Source organism: Leptolyngbya sp. GGD, assembly GCF_026735145.1.
Lineage (GTDB): Bacteria > Cyanobacteriota > Cyanobacteriia > Leptolyngbyales > Leptolyngbyaceae > Leptolyngbya > Leptolyngbya boryana.
Map to the genome: position 1 here is coordinate 685719 of NZ_JAPQKE010000002.1, position 24088 is coordinate 709806.

At 46.5% G+C, this 24088-nt stretch carries 19 protein-coding genes; 10 read left to right on the plus strand and 9 right to left on the minus strand.

What is annotated here, in order from left to right; translation table 11 throughout:
• Positions 1–9 precede the first annotated feature (9 nt).
• Entirely contained in the window at positions 10–981 is a 972-nt protein-coding gene (locus tag OU814_RS12040) for a helix-turn-helix transcriptional regulator (RefSeq protein ID WP_268183077.1), read from the minus strand.
• 341 nt (positions 982–1322) lie between these two features.
• On the opposite strand from OU814_RS12040, the gene OU814_RS12045 reads away from it, so the two are divergent.
• Together OU814_RS12045 and OU814_RS12050 are read left to right on the plus strand one after the other, a co-directional pair.
• Complete coding sequence (locus OU814_RS12045; RefSeq protein ID WP_268183080.1) at positions 1323–3056, plus strand: ABC transporter ATP-binding protein; 1734 nt, start codon at positions 1323–1325, stop codon at positions 3054–3056.
• Between the two features lie 267 nt (positions 3057–3323).
• Entirely contained in the window at positions 3324–4136 is an 813-nt protein-coding gene (locus tag OU814_RS12050; RefSeq protein WP_268183082.1) for an ABC transporter ATP-binding protein, read from the plus strand.
• 102 nt (positions 4137–4238) lie between these two features.
• Here OU814_RS12050 and OU814_RS12055 read toward each other — a convergent pair whose 3' ends face one another.
• Together OU814_RS12055 and OU814_RS12060 are read right to left on the minus strand one after the other, a co-directional pair.
• Positions 4239–6782 carry a TonB-dependent receptor domain-containing protein gene (locus OU814_RS12055; RefSeq protein WP_017286192.1) on the minus strand — a complete coding sequence of 848 codons (2544 nt, stop codon included), beginning with the start codon at positions 6780–6782 and terminating at the stop codon, positions 4239–4241.
• 176 nt (positions 6783–6958) lie between these two features.
• Entirely contained in the window at positions 6959–7951 is a 993-nt protein-coding gene (locus tag OU814_RS12060; RefSeq protein ID WP_268183085.1) for a helix-turn-helix transcriptional regulator, read from the minus strand.
• A gap of 309 nt (positions 7952–8260) precedes the next feature.
• Between OU814_RS12060 and OU814_RS12065 the strand changes: the two genes are divergently transcribed.
• Both OU814_RS12065 and OU814_RS12070 read left to right on the plus strand, forming a co-directional pair.
• Entirely contained in the window at positions 8261–9178 is a 918-nt protein-coding gene (locus OU814_RS12065; protein ID WP_268183088.1) for an ABC transporter substrate-binding protein, read from the plus strand.
• The gene (locus tag OU814_RS12070; protein ID WP_268183090.1) at positions 9175–11196 is read left to right on the plus strand and encodes an iron ABC transporter permease; all 2022 of its coding nucleotides are present in this window, start codon (positions 9175–9177) and stop codon (positions 11194–11196) included. Before OU814_RS12065 ends, OU814_RS12070 begins: the two co-directional genes overlap by 4 nt.
• Positions 11197–11217: 21 nt before the next feature.
• On the opposite strand, the gene OU814_RS12075 is transcribed toward OU814_RS12070, so the two are convergent.
• A complete protein-coding gene (locus tag OU814_RS12075; RefSeq protein ID WP_017286196.1) occupies positions 11218–12696 on the minus strand; it encodes an energy transducer TonB family protein in 1479 nt (492 codons plus the stop codon).
• A gap of 276 nt (positions 12697–12972) precedes the next feature.
• Here OU814_RS12075 and OU814_RS12080 point away from each other — a divergent pair, with 276 nt between their 5' ends.
• Positions 12973–13614, plus strand: coding sequence for a MotA/TolQ/ExbB proton channel family protein (locus OU814_RS12080; protein ID WP_017286197.1), 642 nt, complete (start codon positions 12973–12975; stop codon positions 13612–13614).
• 14 nt (positions 13615–13628) lie between these two features.
• Complete coding sequence (locus OU814_RS12085) at positions 13629–14030, plus strand: ExbD/TolR family protein (protein WP_268183093.1); 402 nt, start codon at positions 13629–13631, stop codon at positions 14028–14030.
• 338 nt (positions 14031–14368) lie between these two features.
• On the opposite strand, the gene OU814_RS12090 is transcribed toward OU814_RS12085, so the two are convergent.
• The 3 genes from OU814_RS12090 to OU814_RS12100 form a co-directional block, all read right to left on the minus strand.
• A complete protein-coding gene (locus OU814_RS12090) occupies positions 14369–14980 on the minus strand; it encodes a Crp/Fnr family transcriptional regulator (RefSeq protein WP_017286199.1) in 612 nt (203 codons plus the stop codon).
• Between the two features lie 411 nt (positions 14981–15391).
• Complete coding sequence (locus OU814_RS12095) at positions 15392–16420, minus strand: chlorophyll a/b binding light-harvesting protein (RefSeq protein WP_268183095.1); 1029 nt, start codon at positions 16418–16420, stop codon at positions 15392–15394.
• Between the two features lie 63 nt (positions 16421–16483).
• Complete coding sequence (locus tag OU814_RS12100) at positions 16484–16648, minus strand: hypothetical protein (RefSeq protein WP_017286201.1); 165 nt, start codon at positions 16646–16648, stop codon at positions 16484–16486.
• Positions 16649–17175: 527 nt separating this feature from the next.
• On the opposite strand from OU814_RS12100, the gene OU814_RS12105 reads away from it, so the two are divergent.
• Together OU814_RS12105 and OU814_RS12110 are read left to right on the plus strand one after the other, a co-directional pair.
• Entirely contained in the window at positions 17176–18228 is a 1053-nt protein-coding gene (locus tag OU814_RS12105) for a FecCD family ABC transporter permease (RefSeq protein ID WP_268183098.1), read from the plus strand.
• Positions 18228–19034, plus strand: coding sequence for an ABC transporter ATP-binding protein (locus OU814_RS12110; protein ID WP_268183100.1), 807 nt, complete (start codon positions 18228–18230; stop codon positions 19032–19034). The genes OU814_RS12105 and OU814_RS12110 overlap by 1 nt, the downstream gene beginning before the upstream one ends.
• Here the strand turns inward: OU814_RS12110 and OU814_RS12115 are convergent.
• Positions 19011–19874 carry an ABC transporter substrate-binding protein gene (locus OU814_RS12115; protein WP_017286204.1) on the minus strand — a complete coding sequence of 288 codons (864 nt, stop codon included), beginning with the start codon at positions 19872–19874 and terminating at the stop codon, positions 19011–19013. The genes OU814_RS12110 and OU814_RS12115 overlap by 24 nt on opposite strands.
• A 3-nt stretch (positions 19875–19877) precedes the next feature.
• On the minus strand, positions 19878–22244 hold the full coding sequence (locus OU814_RS12120; protein WP_268183103.1) for a TonB-dependent hemoglobin/transferrin/lactoferrin family receptor: 2367 nt from the start codon (positions 22242–22244) through the stop codon (positions 19878–19880).
• Between the two features lie 311 nt (positions 22245–22555).
• Between OU814_RS12120 and OU814_RS12125 the strand changes: the two genes are divergently transcribed.
• Together OU814_RS12125 and OU814_RS12130 are read left to right on the plus strand one after the other, a co-directional pair.
• A complete protein-coding gene (locus OU814_RS12125; protein ID WP_268183105.1) occupies positions 22556–23056 on the plus strand; it encodes a hypothetical protein in 501 nt (166 codons plus the stop codon).
• Positions 23057–23091: 35 nt separating this feature from the next.
• Positions 23092–24063 (plus strand): NAD(P)-dependent alcohol dehydrogenase, encoded by a 972-nt coding sequence (locus OU814_RS12130; RefSeq protein ID WP_017286207.1) that lies wholly within the window; start codon positions 23092–23094, stop codon positions 24061–24063.
• Positions 24064–24088 lie beyond the last annotated feature (25 nt).

Sequence of the window (24088 nt, forward strand, 5' to 3'; positions counted from 1 at the left end):
AAATCCGGATCAGCGGGCTAGACTGACGACTCCACACTGCTGCTGATACACTTTGGGAGTGCTGCCAAAATGCCGTTTGAACACGTCTGAAAACTGACTTGCTTTGCAATATCCCAGAACCTCTGCGACATCCTTCACCCGCATCGCAGAATCAATCAACAGCGATCGCGCTAATTTCATCCGCTCCGCTTGCAAATAGCCCAAGACCGTTGTACCAAAACAATTTCGAAACCCGGACTTCAATTTATAGTCATTCAGCCCAACTTGACGAGCTAACTCCAGCAGCGAAGGAGGATCACTCAGTTGTTCTAGCAGAATATCTCTTGCCCAATAGATTCGGTCAATCTCGTCTGATTTGAGGGGAGCTTGGGGGATCGGCTTCAATGGCTCACCTAGTGTTGCGAGACGCATTGCAATCAGTTCGATCGCTTTGGCTTCCAAATACATTTTGCGCGTTACGCCCTGATACGGACAATCCAGAATTTGCCGCAGTGTCGTCTGCATTTCAGGAGTCGTCTTCCCCATCTGCCAAAACTCGCGATCGCTCGGTTCTTGCAAGACTTGCACTAAATCGATCGGCAGCAAGCCAAAGTCTTCTTCTACCAAACGCTGCAAGAATGTCAAACTAAAATGGATGTCAAACTTGAGAATGCGATCGCCCCCTTTCCACCGCATCATGCTGCCATCAAAGACATCCCAGGAGATACTCAAAAAATTTTGTCCAGCCCGAATTCCTTCATTTCGATTCGTTCCCAGTAAGCAAAAGCTCAATTCCAACTCCGGTTCAGCACTGCGATCGCTGGCGGAATACTCTACAACCAAATCCTCGACCAGTTGATAGTCATCTACTAACAGATTGAGTCCTTCGCATAAATTACTATCCCATCGGTAAACCCTGCCACATTCAGGATTGTCAAGGCTTAATTCGCGGGTCGTTGGACTAATGAGAGGTACATCATCAGCAGAAATGAGCAGAGGCATGAATCTAAACCGCAGTGAACGTCTGTAGGTTTGAAACAGTCAGCAGAATTTGTACAGGTTAGTGTAGAGTTAAATGCAAATTATTGTCAAATAGTTTGTCAGAAAAAGACTGCAAAGTAGCGGCGATTGCAGTCGAAAAAATCTGAGGGAGAAATAGACACAAAGCCCAATTGCGATCATACTCAATGCATAACTCGTATAAGGCAGTTCTCCTAAATCTGGTTTAGAAAATCCGTTTAGGAGCCAAAAAACTCCCGTTAGCAGTCAAAATCATCTTTCTGTCGCGATCTCAACACGGTAGACTATGCTGTGTTCTTTTTGGCTGTTCCGTTAGTGCGACGATGCAGAATGCTCTTCAACAATACAAACTCCTGCTCGCTGACTATCTCATGCCTCAATGGAAGCGCGTTTTGGGATTAGCGATCGCACTGCTCACCAGTATTGCACTCCAAATCATCAATCCTCAAATTCTGGGTTACTTTATTGATACTGCTGTGCAAGGCGGATCGCAGCAAGCTTTACTGACTGCAACGATCGCGTTTATTGCGATCGCGCTTCTCACGCAAGGCACTGAGATCGCGGCAACCTTTCTCAGCGAAATTGTCGCATGGACGGCAACAAATGCACTTCGAGTGGATTTAGCAGAACATTGTCTGCGATTGGATCTATCTTTTCACAAAGCACACACGCCCGGAGAAATGCTTGAAAGAATTGATGGGGATGTGAATCTACTTTCTAAATTCTTTTCTGAGCTAGTAATTCATGTACTCGGTAACAGTCTACTTCTGTTTGGAATTCTCATTGTTTTGTGTTTTGAGAATCAGCTAGCAGGAATGAGCTTGACGGCTTTTGCGATCGTGGCTCTGATTGCGCTATTGGCACAAAGATCAATCGCGATCGCGCCCTGGGCAGAGTATCGCCAAATTAGTGCTGAGTACTATGGCACGATTGGAGAACACATTGCTGGACGAGAAGACATTCGCGCAAATGGGGCTGTGAATTATGTGATGTTTCGCTTTTATGAACTGCTGCAACGCTGGCTTCCGGTTTATCAAAAAGCGAGATTTGCTAGCACAGTCCTATGGTTTACCAGCGTGGGATTATTTACGATTGGCAATGCGATCGCGCTATTTCTCTCTGCTTATCTTTGGTCGAGAAATGCGATTACGATCGGAACAGCTTATCTCATTTTTCACTATACAAACCTTCTCGCAAAGCCAATCGAACGAATTCGAGAAGAACTTGAGCAACTCCAACAGGTTGAAGCAAGTATTCAGCGGATTCATCAGTTGCTCAACATAGAGGCAGTGTTAAAACATTGTGGGCAGGCTGTTTTAAGTTCCGGTGCTTGTGCGATTTCTTTTAAGCAAGTCTACTTTCGATATGAGTCTGAGAATTGGACATTGCACAATCTATCATTTCACCTTCCAGCCGGGAAAATCCTTGGAATATTAGGGCATACAGGCAGCGGTAAAAGTACGATCGCTCGGTTGCTGCTAAGACTATATGACATTCAATCCGGTGAGATTCGTTTGGGAGATTGTGTGATCGCTGATCTCTCACTTTCAGACCTGCGATCGCGAGTCGGATTAGTAACACAAGATGTGCAGATCTTTCAAGCGAGTGTACGGGATAATCTTACTTTTTTCAATGATCAAATCTCAGATGCCTACATTTTAGAAACGCTTGAATTATTAGGATTAACACCATGGTTACGATCGCTGCCGGATGGGCTAAACACTCAATTGGGAGCAGATAGCACAGGTCTATCCGCAGGACAGGCGCAGTTACTTGCATTAGTGCGTGTTTTTCTGAAGAATCCTAGTCTCGTAATTCTAGATGAAGCGTCTTCTCGGCTAGATCCGCAGACTGAAAAAATGATTGAAGGAGCAATGGATCGACTGCTTGAACATCGGACAGGAATCATTATTGCGCATCGCTTACCCACACTCCAACGCGTAGATCAGATTTTGATGCTGGAACAAGGAAAAATTGTCGAATATGGCGATCGCGAAACGTTAACCCAGCAAGCGCACTCACGATTTGCTCGCTTGCTGAGGATGAGCGCGAATTAGAACGATTCAGCATGAAGTCGATGAATTTGCCGCAGACTCTTACAACCCACATCAAACAATATATCTATGTCAAACAGGACAGGCTCTATTCTTGAGCTTTTGTGATAACTCGACACATGCGCGCTGCCATAGCTAAGAATTAATGGCAAGTATACAGGGGTAAAATTATAATCAGGCGCTCCGAGCACTTGCCTGATTGACCGGGTTCACAAAAGAGCAAAATTCTGATTAAATCAGACTTAGTTCAATTTAATGACAATTTTTCTCATGTCAAATCCTGCGACACTGATAGCTCGCGATCTTTCTCTTGCTTATGACGGAACAGTGATTGTCCAGGATTTAACTCTTGCGATTCCTACTGGCAAGATCACCGCTTTAATTGGCGCAAACGGATGTGGTAAATCCACGCTTCTACGTGGATTAGCCAGGTTGTTGAAGCCTGTGAGCGGGGCAGTGTACTTAGATAGCAAGTCAATTTTTCAACGACCTACAAAAGAAGTCGCGCAACAGCTAGGATTACTGCCGCAAAATCCGGTTGCTCCTGAAGGACTCACGGTCAAAGATCTGGTGGCTCAAGGACGCTATCCGTATCAAAATTGGCTGCAACAGTGGTCTCCTCAGGATGAAAAGATTGTTCAGCGTGCATTAGAGATTACGGATTTAACCCAATTTGCCGATCGTGCATTAGATACGCTCTCCGGTGGACAACGCCAACGCGCTTGGATTGCAATGGCACTCGCGCAAGATACTGAAATTCTGCTGCTAGATGAGCCAACAACATTTTTAGACTTAGCCCATCAGATTGAAATTTTAGATTTGCTGTATGACCTAAATCAGCAGGAAGGAAGAACGATCGTGATGGTACTTCATGATCTCAATCAGGCTTGTCGGTATGCAGATTACCTCGTCGCAGTTCAAGCAGGGCGAATTTTTGCAGCCGGAGATCCTCAATCTGTGATGACCGCAGAGATTGTACGGGCGGTATTTGATTTAGACTGCCAGATCTTTAGCGATCCGATCGCAGGAACGCCCATGTGTGTTCCAATTAGCCAGAAAGCAAAAAATATTGCGCGATCGTAAGCTCTAGCGCGATCGCACATGTTTTTCGTAATAATCCTGCATCACTTCGTCGCTAGAACGACTGAGCGTTCAATGACTCAATCGTTCTAGCATCAAAATTTGCTACCAGGTGAAACCATAGCGCACACTGAGCGATCGCCCGCGCCCTGCTAAGTATTGGGTATCGTTCGTTTGCAATTGAGAAACGACTGGGAAGTAATCTGCATTCAATAGGTTCTCGATCGCAACCTGTAGAGTGCCGCTTCCGACTTTGATCTGACTGACAAAATCTACAGTGATGTAATCGTTGACTGCCTGACGACCAAACGCATTACTATTGTTGAACTGGTTGCGAGTACCAGAGTACAGCAGTTGTAAACGATTGCGCCAGCCTGGAAGCGTTTCATTTTCTACATAAGCTGTGAGCTTCAAAGGTGGAATGCGAAAACCATCTAGGAAGTTTTCGTAATCCCCATCATTGTTCGCATCAATCCGACCTTCTGCTAAACTTGCAGTTAGTCCTAGATTCCAGTTTCGGCTGGGCTGCACATCTAAGGTTGCTTCTACGCCATAAATTTGTTCAGGAGCACGGATGATGTCAACAAAACTGGCAGCGAATGTAGTCCCTAGGTTTGAGGTACTATAGAAGCCCGAAATCGAGGCTTGAACGTTGCTCCATTCTCCACGCAGACCAATTTCATAGTTATTCACTTTTTGGGGTTCAGGTCGCACTCGCTCGAACTGGAAATTGTTGGGTGCGGCTCTTAAAACTCGTCCAATGTCGGCAAGTGAGAAGCCTTGAGAAAAACTAGCAAATGCACTGAGTTCTGGCGTAATTCGATAAACGGTACCCAGATTAAATAAGGTTTCATCATAGTTCACCTTGCCGCCTGTGACCGAATTATTTGCAATCGTTGCAAAGTCATCGACACTCACCGCAGCCCGTTCATGTCTGATTCCTCCCCGCACAAGGAGACGATCGTTGAGTCGCGCTTCGAGTTGTCCGAATAATCCTAAGCTATTCGTTGTAATTGGTGGTGTCCAAGTGCGATCGCCTAACTTCCGAAATGCTAAGCCATTGCTATTGTCGAAGGTGGCGGGATCAAAAAACGATACAGGCTGCCGAGAATTTTCATGACTAAAATCCAGCCCCCAGAGTAAGTTTACGGCTTTGTTTGCTGTGAGTGGAGTTTCAACATCAAAACGAGTTCCGAATCGTTGAGATTCAACTCTTGACTGAAAAATCAAACGCCCTAAGCTTGCAGTGTTGCGAGCATCGAAGGGAAAGAAGCGCGCTAGAACATCCCGATAGTAGATTTGTCCACGTACTCGACTCCCCAAAACATTTTGATGAGTGTATTCCAAATTGAAAATCGAGTTTTTAGTTCCGGGTTCATCTTCAAGATTAAGCCCCTCTAGAACTCGCGCTCGTTGACGACCTGCTAGGCGAGCGACGATCGGATCACTTGTAAATGCGGGATCTTGTTGATATTCAAAACGACTGGCTGACAGCACTAAGCGTTGATTTTGGTCTGGCGTGTAAACGAACTTGCCAAATAAATTGATCGAATCTGCATCGGATAGTCCTCCTTGTCCAGTCGGATCGAGTGCAATACGATCGCCATTGGCATCAAGAAAGCTACCAATGTTAGCGATTCCAGCACTGAGCACATAGCCAACATTCCCTTCTGTTCCGGAGAAGGTTTGCTGCACGGTTTGACCCCAAGCATTTTCTGATCCCGTCAGCGATGTATTGACTCCAATTTCGGTCGTAGCTGTGAGCCGATTCTGGGCAGGAGTGCGAGTAATGAGATTGATCACACCTCCGGTTGCACCATCTCCATAAAGAGCCGTTGCACCGCGCAGCACTTCGATCCGTTCGATGATACTCGGATCGATCGTTTGCAAATCCCGAAAAACATTAGGGGTCGTTGCTTGAGGAATCCCATCAATTAAAACAGTAACGTTCCGTCCTCGTAATGTTTGCCCAAAAATATTGTTTCGCTCGTTGGGTGGCGCAAGTCCCGGAACGAGTTTGCTCAACGCATCAGAAACATCACGAGAGACTGCAAACTGTTGCTGAAGTTGATTCCGATCGATCGTTGTAATCGATTGGGGAACATCGCGACGGGTTTCCTGAGTTCGAGTGGCTGTCACGACAACTTCTTCTTCGTCTTCTGCTGTTTCGGTTGGTGCGACGATCGCCAGTGTAATTCCAGCTTGGCTTGCTCGGATTGTTGCGGTCGGAGTCTCGTTTGTGCTCGTGATGCTTACTTGTACCCGATTCGGGGCGATCGATTGAACAGTGACTCGCTGAATGCCTTCTGCTGGAGCGTCTACCTGATAGGTTTGACCTTGAGGAAGTGCTAAAACTGCATTCTCAAACTCAGCAATGAGAGTCCGATCGCTTGTTGTTAACACAGGTTGGGCTAGGGGTTTTACAGCCTCCAGAACAACATCAACCCCGGTTGCAGTGGGCACGAATCGTACATCTGTAATCTGAATCCTATCGGTTTGGAGTTCTTCAGAAGACTGCGATAGTAGTGTTGCCGATCGAGAAACCTGCTCAAATTCTTGAAGCCGTTTCACTGGAGATTCTGCGATCGCAGTTGACTGAAACACTAACCAAAACAGCGGAAAACTAGAGTACCACAACGCCCGATTCATACCGCCTCACACAAAACTTTAGTGCGCTCTTATTAGGATTTAGTTCTAATAGTGAGCTAAAAATTAGCTTATCAAAGTCGCTAGAAAAAGTCTTACGCAATCGGGAGCTGACTTAATCAAAACGGAGCAATATTTGCAATAAATAGTGATTGAATCTCGATTAAATAAACTGCGATTCAACTGCGTCGGAATTTGTGTGGACTCATTCCAACTTGTCTGTAGAATGCGTTACTGAAAGCAGGTAAGCTGCTGTAACCAACCTTGGCAGCAATGTCCGTAATATAAAGATCACTTTCTCTCAACAATTGTTTGGCTCGTTCCATCTGGCAAGCTCTCAGATAGCCAAACACTGTCGTTCCGAAGAGCTGACGAAAGCCCTGTTTGAGTTTGCAGTCATTTAATCCAACCTGTTGCGCTAAATCGACCAGTGAAGGAGGATATTCGATCGAGCATTGTAGAATCTCTTTTGCCCGCTCAAGCTTTTCCAAATCCTGAGATTTCCAGGCTGTTGATGGTATGGGTTGTTGTTCATCTTTTGCCCAACGTGCAAGCTGTAAGGTTAGCAGTTCCAGAGATTTACTTTCTAAAAACATCTGCCGCAATGCACCTTGATAGGAACAAGACAAAATCTGCTGAATCATGGGTTGAATGGTACGAGCCGCAATCCCAAAGGTTTGGTGAAAGGGAGCAATCGGCTGTCCGTCTAAGAGTCGCCGAATCAGGAGGGGAAATGTTTGATCGAGAGCGTACGATCGTAAAAATTCAAGACCGACACTCAATGTTAGGCGTTGTAGCGGTTTTTGGGCTGGATAATATTCGATCGATCGAACATCAGGAAGATAGCAGATACAGCTTTCTCCATTCTCTTCAGAGCGATCTTCCTCTTTCGCTAAACCAGGATTCACAATCCGAAAATCACCGGATAGATAAAACGTTAGCGTAAGCTGAGGAAGTTGATACACATAATCTAAATGAATGGGTCGATCGTAGATCACGTTATCCAACCAGAGCTGAAATCCTTCTCGGAAAACCGTTAATCGTCTTTGCCCTTGCCCCAATGCTTGCGGTAATTGGCGCAGTCCTTCGTGACCTTGCCACGTCCAAACTTGATCTGCTTCTAGTGCAGCTTGCCACAGATCATTGAATTCGCCTTGCGTCACGATGTCCATTTTGATCGCCACAAACTTTGATAGAAACTTAGACGGTAGGAACTTCAACAAATTTGGTTGTTTAGTCTCTCGAAGATTTTAGCTTGTTTTGAGATACTATTCATATTAATTCTCAATAATTATGAAGTCTCAGCCGATTATTACATGTTCCAAGATTGTTTTTATGCCATTTTTGCTCGTTAACCTAACGAAGTGAGTGATTTAGAGTCAGATCAGAATAGATCACATTAATTCTCAAGAAAAGAGAGTAGTAACGTGTTTAATCCATCACGTAGCAGAGTAGTTTGACTAGAATTCGGGGAGAAGTCAATGTCTCAGTTTAGTAGGCGGCAGTTTCTTGTTACAGCGCTAGCTTCTGCCGCCGTAGCTTCTTGTACACGCCAAAATCAATCTCGCTCCAACATCTCAACAACTGCAAGCCGTATTGTCGCGCTCGAATGGGTGTATGTCGAAAATCTCTTGGCATTAGGAATTCAACCGATCGGAGTCGCAGACATTCGAGGCTACAAAACCTTTGTAGATATAGAACCAAAGCTAGCAGAATCCGTGGTAGATGTGGGTACTCGTCAAGAACCGAGTTTAGAAGCGATCTCTCAACTCCAACCCGATCTGATCATCGGCACTCAACTCCGGCATGAGACGATCTACGATGCTTTATCCGCGATCGCGCCAACACAGCTCTTTAATCCTTATCCAGACTCTAATACTCTGTCCCAGTTTGATGAGATGCAACAGACGTTTAGAGCGATCGCACAACGAGTCGATCGGCGGGAAGCTGGTGAAACGGTGTTACGTCAAATGCAAGATACTTTTCAGGCAGCCAGCGATCGTCTGCGTTCTTCAAAGCAAAACACGCGCTCTTTTATTCTAGGGCAGTTCAACGAAGCGACTCCCCAGATTCGGCTATTCACAGATAATGCAATGGCAGTACAAATCCTCAACCAGATTGGATTAAAAAATGCGTGGAAAGGACAACTCGATCGCTTCGGGTTCAATACTGTCGGAATTGAAGCATTCCCCAAAATTGAGCAAGCAAGCTTTCTCTACATTGCTGGAGAGAATAACACTCACCTCAAGCAATTGTGGGAGAATCCAGTCTGGAAAGGATTAAAGTTTGTCCAGGAGCAACGGTTGTACCCTATTGGCGCAGAAACTTGGGTGTTTGGCGGCCCTAAAAGCGCTCAATTATTGGTTGAAAAAGTGACTGCTACACTCACTGAAAAATGAAGATTCAAATCGTTTCACCTCTTAAGGTCTTTGGTTTAGGAACCATGCTGTTGCTGGTGCTATTCATGATTCACATTACCCAAGGACAAGCAAACTTAGATCTTGCTACCGTGATCGAGGCTATTTTTTCACCCAATGATACGCCCGAACACAACATTGTTCGCTATCTTCGGTTGCCTCGCGCCACACTTGGCATTCTTGCAGGAGCCGCTTTGGGAATGGCAGGCACTGTTTTACAAACAATGACTCGTAATCCCTTAGCTTCACCTGCGACTCTCGGAATTAATGCAGGTGCTTATCTTGCTGTTACGCTGGCTGTCATCTTTTCACCTGGATTATTTTCAATCTCACCCACACTGATCGCTTTAGTTGGGGGATTATTTGCTGCAAGTTTAGCTTATGCGATCGCAGGAGCAGTCAGAGCCACTCCAATCCGCCTAACACTTGCAGGAGTAGCAGTCTCTCTCGCATTGTCTGCCTTCACTGCTACTCTACAACTCATCTACGAAAATGAAACCAGTGATTTATTCTTCTGGGGAACAGGTTCTTTAGTTCAAATTGACTGGAGTAAAGTTCAGTATGCTGCTCCTAGAGTCACAATTGCCGCAATTTTATTACTGGGAATGGCAAGATCCTTAGATGTGTTGTCTCTGGGGGAAGAAGTCGCGCGATCGCTCGGTAACACAGTCCAACTCACCCGTATCTTCAGTACCTTGCTAGCTGTATTCTTAGCCGCGATCGTCGTCAGTATATCCGGCCCGATTGGCTTTGTGGGGCTTGTTGCTCCACATATGGTCAAACTCATGGGATGTCGAAAACACAAATTATTACTGCTCGGTGCGGCACTATGGGGCGCAATTATGTTAGTGGGAGCAGACATTATTGCTCAAAGTTTGACCACCAACTTGAACGATCTCCCAACCGGAAGTATTACCGCGCTCATCGGTGCTCCTTTCCTCATTTGGCTGGCTTCTACGTCAAAACAATTAGGAGGTGATACGCCTTCTATCTCTACTCAGCAGCAAACTTCTCCCCATCGGTTCTCCTATCCGGTGTTGCTATCGGGTTTGATGGGGCTACTATTCATTATTGCGATCGCAGGACTCCTACTCGGCAATCGCACGATCGGTGTTGACCAACTCATCGATCTGGTATCCGGTCAAGGCACTGCCTTATCTCAAACCGTGATTTTAAATCTTCGTTTACCTCGATTGTTAGTTGCGATGGTTGCAGGTGCAACATTAGCGGTGAGTGGATTGCTGCTTCAAGGAGTCGTGCGAAATCCGTTAGCCGGGCCTGAAATCGTTGGCGTAACATCAGGGGCAGGATTAGGAGCAATGATTGTTCTGGTTTTCGTTCCCAATGCGACTCCTGAGAGTCTTTCATTGGCTGCAATCGTTGGGGCTGTCAGTGCTTTTAGCTTGGTCTACTTACTATCTTGGAAAAAAGGAGTACTGCCAGCGAGGTTAGCACTTGTTGGGGTCGCCGTTTCTGCATTTTGTTCTTCTGGGATCAACGTGCTAATAGTCCTAGCGAAATTACGAGTTGCACAAGCGATCGTGTGGCTGTCAGGGAGTACTTACGCTCGCCAGTGGGATGAACTGTGGCGATTGATCGTCTTACCTGTTTTACTCTTGCCGATCGTATGGTTGTTTGCGCGCCGATTAGATGTTTTGGCGCTAGGAGAAGATGTGCCTCGAACTCTAGGAATGTCTCTGCAACGAGTTCGTGCAGCCATGATTGCGATCGCAGTGGTTCTGTCAGCCGTTGCCGTTTCCACAGTTGGCACAATTAGCTTTGTGGGATTGATTGCACCTCATGCAGGTCGGCTGTTAGTTGGAGGTCGTTACCGTCAACTTGTCCCTTTAGTTGCAATTTTAGGCGCACTTCTAGTCAGCCTTGCCGATGTAATCGGAAGAACTGCGATCGCGCCTAGAGAGATTCCTTCAGGGCTAGTAACCGCCATGATTGGAACACCTTATTTTTTGTGGTTGATTCTAGTCAAGCGAACAAAGTAGTCCCATAACTTATCTCATCAATTATGGTGTGGACGGCTCCGCAGGCGGTTGCGCAGGCGGGGCTTCTGCGGGAGCAGGTTCGGGGGGTGGAGCTTCTACGGGCGGGGCTTCTGGAACAGGTTCGGGGGGTGGAGCCTCTACAGGCGGGGCTTCTGCGGGAGCGGGTTCGGGGGGTGGAACTTCTACAGGTGGAGCCTCTACAGGTGCGGGTTCAGGGGATGGAGCAGCAGGAGTCGGAGAGGGTGAAGTCGTTGGGGGTGGTTGGATGGGTTCAGTTGCAGAAGCAGGGGGTTGTTGCTGTTGGGCTTCGCGTTGAATACGCTCTCGCTCTAAGCGTTCTTGTGCCGCGCGTTCTGCTTCTTGTGCTGCGCGCTCTTGTTCTTCTTGGCGACGACGACTAGCATTTTGCCGCTGGAAATCGGAGCCTTCTTGTTCAGAGGTGACGCGAATGCGTTGACCTTGAAAACCACTTTCTGAAGCTTCATATCTGCGCCGACGAATGGCTTCTTCCGCTTTACGATCGACTTCTGCATTCCCGCTCGATTGTCTCAAGCGGACATTGGTCACATTGCCATCTTTATCAACATCAAAATCAAATCGGGCTGAACCTTCTGCCCCAAGATATTCATCTAAGCCGCAGTTGTTTTTGCACTTTGGACGATTGCGGCGAGAACGAGCGGACGGGTCAGAGTCTTCACGCGGCGGAGCTTGGCGAATCGCAACAGGTTGAGGTGAAGGACTCGGGCGACCTTGCTGTCCGGAGCCTGTACTGTTGCCAGTTCCGTTACCCGTGCCATTGCCGATCCCGTTACCCGTACCCCGATTTCCGATCCCGTTACCCGTGCCATTGCCAGTTCCATTGCCAGTTCCATTGCCGATTCCGGTGCTAGTTCCAGGCGTTTGCTTGCTTGCTTGTGTGGTGGGTGAGGTCGTTGGACTCGATGCAGGGCTTGCAGAGGTGCTCGGAGCCGGGGTTGAACTCGGCGTTGGACTCGGACTGGGTGCAGGGGTCGGAGTTGGACTGGGTACAGGAGTCGGTGTTGGGCTTGGTGTTGGGCTTGGCGTTGGACTTGGCGTTGGACTCGGTACAGGAGTCGGAGTTGGATCAGGAACGGGAGTCGGTTCTATAATTTCTGGCTCTACGGTCGGAGCAGGCACAAGAACAGGTTCGGGGATCACTTGTGCAATTTCATTCGGTGGAGGGGTACTAGGATTTGGGTTAAAGAGTGAGAACTGTTCTGAACCACCTCCACTCCCTCCTGCTTCTACATCAGTAGAAGCATCTGTTTCAGGGGGAGCTTCATCAGGTTGATCCTCAGCAATGATTTCAATTTCTTGTTCTGCAATCGTCGCTTCTAAATTTGGTTTCCAAAACATCACCAACAACGGGATCAAGATAAGATGCAATGCGATCGCGCCCGTAAAACTAAAGGGCAAAAACCGCTTCAGTCCTAGTGCTTCTTTCTGACGCTGCTCGGCGATTTCTGGAACAATGCTCATAAAATATTGACAATAAATTGCATCAGATGATTTTTCTGATCTCAGGCTAGTAGCTCGCCTAACATCTGTCAATGGTTGATCAAGAATGAAATCATACTCTAAGAATGCCTGTTTTCAAATAAAATTTGGCGGTTTTCAGATCCGCAAGCAGGTAAAAATACTTGACAATTAGTTTCATTTGGTTCTACGCTGCTCTATGAATATTTTGCCGCTTCAGCACAGTTTTTCGCATTCACAAGCCTTTGAACAGTTATCAGAGTAGGTTGGAGTTTAGGAATGAGTAACGCGATCGAGATTCTGAAAGCAGGCGGGGTTGTTATGATCCCCTTGCTATTGTTTTCCATTACGGCGATTGGCTTGATCATTGAGCGATCGCGCTATTGGAGTCGCATTATCAAACGTCAACCGAAGATGATGCAGCGCGTGTTGATGCTCTATCAGGAAAATGATGTGGCAGAAGCGATCGCGGTTTTGAAAAAGAACCTTGATCTACCTGCGGCTCGGATTTTGCTATCGGCACTCTCGCTTGATCGTCCTACTCCAGAACAGTTTAGTTTGGCGATGAAAGCAGAAGCACAGGCAGAAGTGCCAGGAATGAAGCGATTTACCAACATCTTCGATACGATTGTGGGCTTATCTCCATTGTTTGGATTGCTAGGCACAGTCACGGGATTAATCGTTTCCTTCTCGTCGCTGAACATCGGCAATGTTGGCGGGAGCCAAACCGCAGGCGTAACGGGTGGGATCAGTGAAGCTCTAGTTTCGACTGCATCAGGACTGATTGTCGCGATCTTTAACTTGTTTGCAGTTAGCATCTTTCGCGGGTTCTTTACTCGCCAGACAGCGCTGATTGAGGAATACGCCAATCGGTTTGAACTCATCTACGATCGCCGCTACGAAACCCGCCGAGTCTCCTAACTGAATGAAGTCTTATGCTATTTCCTGAAGAAAACGATCAACCGCCTCAGATCAATATTGTGCCGATGATTGATGTGGTGTTTGCACTACTCACTTTTTTCATTGTTTCGACTTTGTTTTTAACCCGATCAGAAGGCTTACCGGTGAATCTTCCCCAAGCAGCAACCGCTAAGATTCAGCAGCAAACAAGAATTGCTGTTAGCATTCAGCCGGATGGAGAAATTGCGTTAAACAAGCTCCCTGTCCAGATTTCAGACCTCCAAGTTGGGGTAAGAACTTTGGTGCAAGCGAATCAGCAAGCGGTGGTCGTGATCAATGCCGATGAAAAAGTGCAGCATGGTCAACTTGTGGCAGTCATGGACGAAATTCGCAAAATTGATGGGGTAAAAATGGCGATCGCAACGAAGAAGAAGTGAACTTGATCACAGATTGTGAATCTACTACGCTGCGTCGTTTGACAGTCAGTATGCTCATCCTCTATATTTCGATTGACTGACGTTAAAACTTAATTTTTAGGTACGACGATCACAGATTCAATCACGAGCATCAGGCGATAGTCCGTCGATTCAAACATACTGATGCTGTCTTGTCTCACCAGTTCTAAGATGCAAAATAGAGCAAGCCTCGCAGTTATAGTTTTCTAGCGTTCTAGGATTTCACACAATTGCTGCACAATTAGCAGATTCGCCAATTGTGCAGCAATTGTGCATACCACCTTACGTACAGATCTACTTGAGGGTCGTTTTCATGAATTTCAGACCGCTCTGAAATTCTGTAAAAGAATTCGGTGCTGGCAGAGTTGCTGAATTTTTCCGGCTCGTCTTAGCTCGCTTAAAGACCGGGTCACAGTTACCCTCGTCGCGCCAATTAACTCGGAAATACATTGGTGGGTAAGCGGAATATCAATGAGATATCCCTGCTCATCCAATCTGCCAAATCGTTGTGCTAACCATTCTAAAAGCTTGACCAATCGAACCATCGTCTGCTTGATGCTCGTCACATTCAGCAAGGTCTCTACCTGGTGGAGGTGAGATAGAAGCAAGTGAGTGCAATCATCTGACAAGGGAATTTCTCTGACTAGCACTGGAGTCAAACATTCAATCTGGTAAGGAGTAATCGTTGAGAGCTGATGTCCGACAACCTCTCCAGTTCCCCATATCCCTAAAGCAGAGATCGTCCCTTCATCATCCCAAGTAATCGTTCGGACATAGCCTGATTCAATTCTCCACAAACCATCCCGAGTAAAGGGCAAGTGTTCTCGATACCGAAACGATCGCGCTTGAGTGACATCACAGGGAGGGATCAAGGAGAGATACCGTTCTTCAGAATGGGTCTTAGCGGTAGCGGTTGAAAGAGTAAAGAGCATGTTTCTTAGGTCTGGAAATAGCTGGACTCACAGAGCAGGGTTCAAAATCTCGACACTGGATAGCAGCCTCAGTCAGAGCTTCACAGGGTCGAACTGTGCATTTCAGGTTGTAATCTCCGGTGAAGTAAGCACAGCGACTACAAGGAATTCGATGCAGCCTCCTCAATCGCCTCATTCCGTCTTGTCCTGCCCAACTAAGACTAAAAAGGAAACCCGTTAACAGTGCAAAAATGCAAAAGCAGCAGAAGAAAACCTGGCAAAGTTGAACGAGATAGTTCATGATGGCTGTGTTCCTGACTAGCATTCATCCACTCAATTTTCGGTCTATGGTTCATCGGGTCTTCCTAAATCATGGCTGAAGTGCGATCGACGGAAGAGGAACAATCCTCCTCCATCATCAGAAATCAAAGTCTAGACTTGCACTGAATTCAATGCTTTCTCAATTCGCTTGAAGTCGAAGCCCATGGCTCGAAGGGCGTGCCAGAGATGCCCTTGTAAGAAGAAGAACGCCAAGAAGAAATGAGCATTTGCCAACCAAGAGCGGGGAGTATGAGCGCCCATGGGTAACTGAACGGTATCCGCAAAGTAAGGCGTGATTCCGAGCTTAACTTCGAGTGCAGGTCCGTAGAACTCAACCGGATAAGCAAGTGTATTCACTGCACAGAAGTAAGCCGCAACAAATCCAGCGAGCGCAATTCCACCCAAAGAATACGAGAGAATCGCCTCACCCGAAAAGATCAACAGATTTCTTGCCCACTTTAATGGTGGAACAAGAATATGCCAGATTCCACCCCCGATGAGCAGCAATCCAACATAGACATGTCCTCCGACCAAATCTTCCAAGTTATTTACACTAGCAAAATGCGTTTGATATCCATAGATGATTGCTGGATTCAGCGTTGGCTCAGTCACGACACGAACATCTTGAATCGTCGCATCATAGATTCCACCGAAGAACATTGCTTTGGTAACGAGCAACAATGCGCCGATCCCTAACAACAAGAGATGATGACCTAAGATAAATCCGAGGGTTTCAGGCTTTTCCCACTCAAAGTGGAACTTCCGTGCTTGTCCTGCTGCTTTTTTGAGATCTTGCGGCGCTCTGAAGGTGTGGAACAATGCTCCTGCTCCCAATACCGCAGAAGAAATCAAATGAACTGCACCCACAACAAAGTAAGGATAGGTATCGACGATTTGTCCCCCTTTACCGACTCCTAACCCCAAAGTTGCAAGGTGCGGCAGTAAGATCAATCCTTGTGCACCCATGGGAAGCTCTGGCGAATAGCGCGAGATTTCAAATAGCGTAAACGCTCCAGCCCAAAACGTAATGAGGGCAGCTTGAGCAACGTGAGCTGCAATGAATAAGCCCGATAGATTGGCAAACCGGGCATTTCCTGCCCACCAATCATATTGAACTTCCGAATTTCCGTAACTTTGCATGATTTATTTTTCTCCTAAGTTAGAGTGTGCTGAGATCTTCAGCATGAACAACGGATCACTCGACTAAATGCCAAAGTCTGTTTTCAGTTGAGTGACCCAAGCTTGAACGCGATCGTCTGTGAGATCGGATGGGTTATCTTCATCGATTGCGAGTCCGCAGAACGGATTCCCTCTCACCGCTTTCGATTGACTATGCTCATAGCCTGCGTTAGAAATATCCAAATCCACAACTGAATCGCCGCCAAATTTCTTTGAACTGTGATGCTAGTCATTCCATCTACCTCATTGAGGAGAGTCAAACAATGTCAATTTATTGACTATAAATCTCAATAAGTTCAAAACAGAGTTTAGCATTTTTACTGCGATAAATCCTCAATAGCTAATCATTAAATAATATTAAGATGGGTAGTATAGCAGCGAATAAATACAAAAAAGCTCCGGTTGTAGCGTGAGGGAGGAGAGTACCCTACAACCGAAGTGAAATTAGATTGAGCTGAATATGCTCATCTACGGTCAAATCAGTTGGGTTGGATTCTTGTTTCCAGAATCAATAGAAATTTGCGTCTGTGCCTTTTCTCCTTAAATAACGAATTGCGAATGAACGATCGTCCGCACAAATTCAATAGCAAGCTATTGAGAATTAATCTCAGATTAAATGAGAGACTGTAAAATGACAAGTATTGAGTGTGACAATTTCAGTTAGATGTTGCAGTCAGAGTCAAAATTGAAGATTAAAAGTTGGAGATGGACTGTTTATGGTTAAAAAGGACTTGCGAAAAGGGGAGCCGAATTCTGCTAATTCGCGAGCTTTGCAGCACCATTCTGCTACGTTTAGAGCGCTCTTGCTCACCCTTGGACTGATCATCGCATTAGTTCTCACCATGATTCTTGCCCTGTCCCAAGGCGCTATCAAACTGAATGTTATTGAACTATGGCAAGCTTTATTCCGACAAGGTGAGGCAACACAGCAAACAATCATCTGGGATTTGAGAATTCCTAGGATTATGTCAGGCGTGTTAGTTGGTGCTTCACTGGGTATGTCGGGAGCGATGCTACAAGGAATGCTCCGAAATAGTTTGGCAGACTCCTTTGTGTTAGGCATTTCATCTGGTGCTGGTCTGATTGCTGTTATTCTGATTACAGTCTTAAAAGCGCAGGCACTCGTTCCCATGGGTGCTTGGATAGGTGCGCTCATTTCAGTGACGATCGTGTTTGCCCTGGGCTATCAAGGAGGACGAATTGTGAGTGAGCGATTGATTCTGGGCGGAATCGCGATCGCGACTCTATCCGGTTCTGCTCAAACGTTGCTGCTGCTATTCGCAGATGAAGGACAGGTACAAGGCGTTCTGAATTGGTTAATCGGAAGCTTGAATGGGCGCGGCTGGGCAGAACTTCATCTGGTTGCGCCCTACGTTGCGATCGCGCTGATCAGTGGATGTTTACTGGGTAAGACGATCAACTTACTCAATTTAGGGAACGAGATGGCAGTGAGTTTGGGTGTGTCATTAGTTCGATCGAGAATTTTAATTGGAGCCACTGCAAGTCTACTAGCGGCAAGCGCAGTGAGTATTTCGGGATTGATTGGATTTGTCGGATTAGTTGTGCCGCATGGGGTGCGATTGATCATTGGCAATGATTATCGTTGGGTGTTGCCAACGAGCGCAATCGCGGGTGCATTAGTTCTGACATTGGCAGATTTACTTTGTCGAATTGGCTCGATTGAATTTCCAGTCGGTGCTGTGACTGCCTTGCTCGGCTCCCCGTTGTTCATTTGGTTACTTTACCGCCGTCGCCAAGGAGGATTTTGATGCAGATTCCACTTTTAGAAACTCAGCAACTGACCGGGGGATATGGTGATCGCACGATCGTACAGGATATTCACCTGTCTCTGATTGCGGGAGAATGGTTAAGCTTAGTCGGTGCAAATGGTTCAGGTAAATCTACTCTATTACGGCTGCTCAGTCGAATTCTTACACCGACGCATGGAGCCGTTTTGCTTGATGGTAAAGCAATTCATCAGCAACCACCGCGTATCGTTGCTCAACGGCTTTCTCTCTTGCCTCAACAACAAACCATTCCCGAAGGACTGACCGTAGAACAATTAGTCGCACTAGGACGTTCTCCCCATCAGGCTTGGTGGCAGTGGGAGCTAAACGCTTTAGACCAGCAAAAAGTAAGAACTGCGATCGAGCAAACTCAGCTTCAAGGTTTTATTGATCGTCCCGTCGAAGAACTTTCAGGTGGAGAACGACAACGCGCTTTTTTAGCCTTAGCATTGGCACAAGAACCTAAGATTTTACTGCTAGATGAACCAACCACTTATCTTGATGTCCACTATCAGTTAGAGCTATTAGAACTTTTACGCAGGTTGAACCGTGATCATCAAATTACAATCATCACGGTTCTGCATGAGTTGAATCTTGCAGCGAGATATAGCGATCGTATTGGTTTGCTGAAAGAAGGTTATTTGAATGCAATGGGTCAGCCGAATCAAGTGTTCACTGTCGATCGGTTAGCAGAAGTGTTTGGGATTCAAGCTCTGATTTTAGACACTCCTGTAGGACTGCAAATCTGCCCATTGCATTCTCTATCACCGGAAAACAGTCTCTTTTAGTTTTTTGCAAGCTTCTTCGATCTCGCGAATACTTCCAGGATTGACTAATCCAAAGTAATCCATTGTATAAACCTGCTGCTGCTGGACTGCTTTTAACTGACTCCAAAACGATTGCGATTTGAGTTGATTGATCTCACCTTCTCCCGTATCGATGAGGATGATTTTCTCTGGATTGATCTGAAGCAGCTTCTCCGGTGAGAGCGTCACATAACCATTAAATTCAGATGACCCCTGCAACTCTGCGGCTACGTTTTTAACAGCAAACTGATTGAGTAGATCGCCTGCCCAGCTTGACTTATTGGGCGAAAGGATCGGTTGCCGACTCGCTAAAACTAACACAGATGAAGTTTGAGCAGGCTTAGGCTCTAGCAAGGCTTGATAGCTTTGAATTAAGGGGTCGGGATTCGCATTCAGCGCTGTTGCGATCGTGCGAGTGAGTTCAGACAGCGATCGCCAACTATTCACTTCAGTTGCTAAGGTTTGAATCCCGGATTCTTGTAGCTTTGCCAACGCTTGATCGTGAAATCCTTTTGCGCCAATTACTAGATCCGGTTTGAGGGCGACAATCTTTTCTAAGTTCGGTGGCGTCCGTCCTTCACTGACTCGCGGCAATTGAGCAAAGTCAGGGTTTTGATTGACCAATCGGCTCCCAGAAATCGCAACTAGCTTTGTTTTATCCAACCGATTTACAATATCTGCGGATAAGGAAGTTAGAGCAACCACCTTAGAAGCCGTTTTGATCTCAGGCTGAGTTTGAGACGTTGGAGCCTGGCTGACAGGCGGCGCGGGTGTTTGACAAGCCGCTAGCAGCAGGACTAGGAGCAAGGGAGTAAATTTCATAGGTTAAAACCGATAAGTAAAGCCTGCACGAACACTTGTACCGGGTTGAGCGAATCGATCGAGATCTCTCGGTGCAGCAGCATTGATTAAGGTTCTCACATCCTGATATTCAAAATATTCTGCATTGAATAGATTGAACACTCCAACATTAAAGCTAATTAACGGCGTGATATTGTAGAACCCCGTCAAATCGACTACCGTATAAGCAGAAGGTGTAAATGAGCTAGCAGGACGACTATCACTGAGTCTTGGCTTTGCGACAAAGCTCCCAATCAACTCTGCTCCCCATCGATCCTCTGGCGCACGATAGCGCAATCCAACAACCGCTTTAAAAGGCTCTACACTGTCTAAGGGTTGATCCGTGGTTAAATTATCTCCCACAGTCCATCCTAAACTCGCGAGTAAGCTTAATCCGTGAGGTTTCGGGCTGAAGCGATACTGTCCACTGAGTTCAACCCCGTAGATTCTAGCTTTTGCTATATTGCGAGACTGAAACAGAGCAACAGGTAATCCCGGTACGATCGTCAAACTTTGCCCCACATTTGCTAATCGCTCAATGAAATTGTCATAGCGGTTGTAGAAGCCTGTCAAACTAAAGTTAAACTGCGAAAATCCACCCCGCAAGCCGAGTTCAAACCCATTACTTGTCTCTGGTTCTAGATCAGGATTTGAGAGCGTTTTATAGCGAAATGTTGGGCTAGTGAGATTCGTGAATCCAGCATTAATCTCACTGTAGAGCGGAGCACGAAATCCTCGCGCGTATCGACCCACGATCGCAAGTTGAGGAGTGGTCTGCCAAACAAATCCTAAGCTTGGCGAAACCGAAGACGAGGAGAGATCCGCAGAGACAGCACCCGGATTCCGGGCATAGAGCGCATCTGGGCGAGTCTCTAATCGATAAGCATCAAATCTTACACCCGGAATCAGGGTAAAAGCCTTACCAAATTCAATTTCGTTCTGAAGATAAGCTCCAAATCGAAAAGTATCGGAATCGGGAAAATCCTTAACCGGAAAGTTATCCGCACCAATCACATTCGTCGTTGCGATCGCAGTTCCAACTGCATTAAATCGCTGCTCAATCCCGTCACGAGTCCGCTCATTTCGAGTCGTTGAAACATCAATCCCATAGGTTAACCGATTTGCAACAGTGCCAAGATTGAACTGGCTCTGAAGCTGCACACCGCCACCCAACACTCGATCGACAAATAAATTCTCTAAGTTCCGCAATCGTCGTCGATCGACTCCCGCGCCTGTGCGTACAAAGTCCTGAACACGCTCCTCTTCAATTTTCACATTCTGATAGTAAAGCTGGAGCTTTGCTCCACTCAAAAAGCTACGACTGTTCGGATCATCAAAGTTGTAAGCTAAGCTGAAGCGCGATCGCGATGTCGTATAAGCGATCGTCTCATCCTGCCCCCGAAATCCGGTTGGGCTGATCAAATCTCGAACCGTCAACGAACTGACATTAAAGTCATCGAAGTTCAGAAATCGCTCTACAGTAAAGTCAAGGCTACTCGTCTCACTCAAACGATAAACTAGCTTACCCAGATAGTTATTTCGCCCCACTCCTCGATCGTCTACAAAGTCGTTATTTCCTGGAACTCTTGCTTCTTGACTATCGCGACGAGTATACCCGAGCAAAAGCTCTAAGTTTCCGATCCGATTCGCAGTCAAACCATTAAAGACAAAACCGCGATCGGCACTATCAAAGCTCGTTGATAAAACAGACAGCGAGTCCCGCTTACCAAACTGATTCAGCAAATCTGAAGGCTCGATCGTCCTAAACGTCACGACTCCACCCAATGCATCACTGCCATACAGCGCCGAAGCCGCTCCCCGAATCACTTCTGCTCTTTGCAAAGTTTCAAGCTCAACATAGTCCCGCCCGACTGAAGTTGTCCCAAAAGTAAACTGACTCGGAGCGCGAATCCCATCAGTCTGAATCAGAACTCGATTGCCACCTAGCCCCCGAATCGTAATATCCTGAATCCCATAGCGCCGATTGCTTCCGACTCCAACATTTGGCTCATAGCGAAATAAATCTCGCAAGTCTTGAACTAAGTTTTGATCAATTTCCTGATTCGTAATCACATTCACCGTTGACGGAGAGAGCCTTACAGAACGAGGGGTTCGGGTTCCTGTCACTGTAATCTCTTCTTCAGGGACTTCTGAAGAATTAGCTTCAAGCTCGATCGAGCTTTGAGAAAGTTGCTGCGCTTCAGTAATTGGGCGATCGAACTCTGATAGCTGCGTCGGAATTTTTCCCTTCTCAAGAGCTTCCTGATGCTGATTCTCATCTAGAGCAAGTACAGGGGCAGCAAGAAGCGCACTCAGAAGCAGCCCGTTCAACCCGATTAGATTGAATTTCATGGAGTAATTAAGTTCAGTAAACGACTGTAAGACAAGCATCTGAGGAAATTGAATAGCGCAGTGTGGAGAAGCACGATTCTTGCAGATCGGCTCCTCTTCCCTCCTTAATAAATGAGAAGAATTTTCATCAACTTAAACACAGAATTTCACAAATGAAACTAAATGTCAATAAGCTGTATCGTATTCGCTTCACTGACATGAATTATTCGAGTGTCCGATGGTCTGTATGCATATCCTCATCAGCTGTAAACGTAAACCTAACAAAGTTCTCTGCCCTACGATCATTACCCTAATCAAGGTTGAGTTATCCTATGGTATTTAAAGTATTCGCGCCTGTACTTTTAGCTGGATTGGTAGCAGGTGCAGTTTTGCCTGCAACGGCTCAAGTCTTACCCAAACCCATGACTTGCGAAGCCACGATTCTGCTCGATCAAGGCAGTAGTTTAATCTATCGACTCAATGGCATCGTGCCAAATCCCACGTCTGATCGCCCTCAAAATCCGATCGGAACCTCGATCAATATGACGGTGCAGCGTCGTGATCGCGCAGGAAACCTCCAAACTCTCTTGAATCGCGTCCGAGTCAATAATCTGGAGGACATTGCTCCAGATGCGGACTATTCTAAGTTACCCTTTACAGGTGTGTTTCGCGGTCAATCTAACAATGGGTTTCGGCTTTATTCTGTTAGCAGTTCTACACATGGACTCTACGCCAGCTTGCGTCCTACTCGTGGACAGCCCCAGCAAATGCAAATCGTTCACTATTTGAGCCGGGGAAATTTTGTACGATCGACTGCAGGCACTTGTCGTTGATCAGATGTTGCGTAATCTATCACTGAGGTCAATTTATGAAAGCGATCGTTCAGACCCAATATGGTTCATCCGATACCCTGAGCTTACAGGAGGTCGATTCACCGACGATGACGGATCAGAGTGTACTCGTTAGAGTTCATGCGACATCCGTCAATTCGGGCGATTGGCATCTGATGCGGGGTAGTCCTTTTCTAGTTCGTTTTATCTATGGATCGCTACTCAAGCCCAAGCTCAAGATTCTCGGTTTTGATGTTGCAGGACGCGTAGAAGCCGTAGGCAAAGCAGTTACTCAGTTCAATCCGGGAGATGAAGTGTTTGGGGATTTGTCGGAGTGTGGATTTGGGGCATTTGCTGAGTATGTCTGTTGTCCTGAAACGGCATTAGTGCATAAGCCGATCACGGCAAGCTTTGAAGAGGCTGCGACTGTGCCCGGAGCTGCGTTAACCGCTTTGCAAGGATTGCGGGATGTAGGACAGCTTCAGCTAGGGCAGCGCGTGTTAATTAATGGTGCGTCTGGTGGGGTTGGATCGTTTGCGGTTCAGATTGCAAAAATTCTGGGGGCTGAAGTGACGGCGGTTTGCAATTCGCAGAAACTAGAAAAAGTGCGATCGCTTGGGGCTGATCACGTCATTGACTATACGCAAATCGACATTACTCAAGCGAGACAGCAATACGACTTGATGCTAGATGCTGCGGGTTTCCGCTCTGTTTTCGACTATTTACCAACATTAGTTCCTCAAGGGACTTACGTGATGGTCGGTGGTTCAACAGTTCGACTGTTCCAGGTGCTATTGTTTGGATCTATCATTTCCAGCATCAGCCGTCGAAAAGTAAAAGGTTTTGCGGTCAAGCCAAATCAAACCGATCTACTCACTCTGAAGGCATGGATGGAAGCTGGAAAGCTCATGCCTCTGATTGATCAGTGTTATCCATTAAGCGAACTTCCTACCGCGATTCGCCGTCTCGAACAGCGACAAGTAACCGGGAAAGTTGCGATTCGAGTTTGAGCGAGAAGGGCATGGAACAACTGAG

Bases quoted from the DNA above. Each gene is read 5' to 3' on its own strand.
- OU814_RS12040 (WP_268183077.1), bottom strand. From the start codon at position 981: ATGCCTCTGCTCATTTCTGCTGATGATGTACCTCTCATTAGTCCAACG.
- OU814_RS12045 (WP_268183080.1), top strand. From the start codon at position 1,323: ATGCAGAATGCTCTTCAACAATACAAACTCCTGCTCGCTGACTATCTC.
- OU814_RS12050 (WP_268183082.1), top strand. From the start codon at position 3,324: ATGTCAAATCCTGCGACACTGATAGCTCGCGATCTTTCTCTTGCTTAT.
- OU814_RS12055 (WP_017286192.1), bottom strand. From the start codon at position 6,782: ATGAATCGGGCGTTGTGGTACTCTAGTTTTCCGCTGTTTTGGTTAGTG.
- OU814_RS12060 (WP_268183085.1), bottom strand. From the start codon at position 7,951: ATGGACATCGTGACGCAAGGCGAATTCAATGATCTGTGGCAAGCTGCA.
- OU814_RS12065 (WP_268183088.1), top strand. From the start codon at position 8,261: ATGTCTCAGTTTAGTAGGCGGCAGTTTCTTGTTACAGCGCTAGCTTCT.
- OU814_RS12070 (WP_268183090.1), top strand. From the start codon at position 9,175: ATGAAGATTCAAATCGTTTCACCTCTTAAGGTCTTTGGTTTAGGAACC.
- OU814_RS12075 (WP_017286196.1), bottom strand. From the start codon at position 12,696: ATGAGCATTGTTCCAGAAATCGCCGAGCAGCGTCAGAAAGAAGCACTA.
- OU814_RS12080 (WP_017286197.1), top strand. From the start codon at position 12,973: ATGAGTAACGCGATCGAGATTCTGAAAGCAGGCGGGGTTGTTATGATC.
- OU814_RS12085 (WP_268183093.1), top strand. From the start codon at position 13,629: ATGCTATTTCCTGAAGAAAACGATCAACCGCCTCAGATCAATATTGTG.
- OU814_RS12090 (WP_017286199.1), bottom strand. From the start codon at position 14,980: ATGCTCTTTACTCTTTCAACCGCTACCGCTAAGACCCATTCTGAAGAA.
- OU814_RS12095 (WP_268183095.1), bottom strand. From the start codon at position 16,420: ATGCAAAGTTACGGAAATTCGGAAGTTCAATATGATTGGTGGGCAGGA.
- OU814_RS12105 (WP_268183098.1), top strand. From the start codon at position 17,176: ATGGTTAAAAAGGACTTGCGAAAAGGGGAGCCGAATTCTGCTAATTCG.
- OU814_RS12110 (WP_268183100.1), top strand. From the start codon at position 18,228: ATGCAGATTCCACTTTTAGAAACTCAGCAACTGACCGGGGGATATGGT.
- OU814_RS12115 (WP_017286204.1), bottom strand. From the start codon at position 19,874: ATGAAATTTACTCCCTTGCTCCTAGTCCTGCTGCTAGCGGCTTGTCAA.
- OU814_RS12120 (WP_268183103.1), bottom strand. From the start codon at position 22,244: ATGAAATTCAATCTAATCGGGTTGAACGGGCTGCTTCTGAGTGCGCTT.
- OU814_RS12125 (WP_268183105.1), top strand. From the start codon at position 22,556: ATGGTATTTAAAGTATTCGCGCCTGTACTTTTAGCTGGATTGGTAGCA.
- OU814_RS12130 (WP_017286207.1), top strand. From the start codon at position 23,092: ATGAAAGCGATCGTTCAGACCCAATATGGTTCATCCGATACCCTGAGC.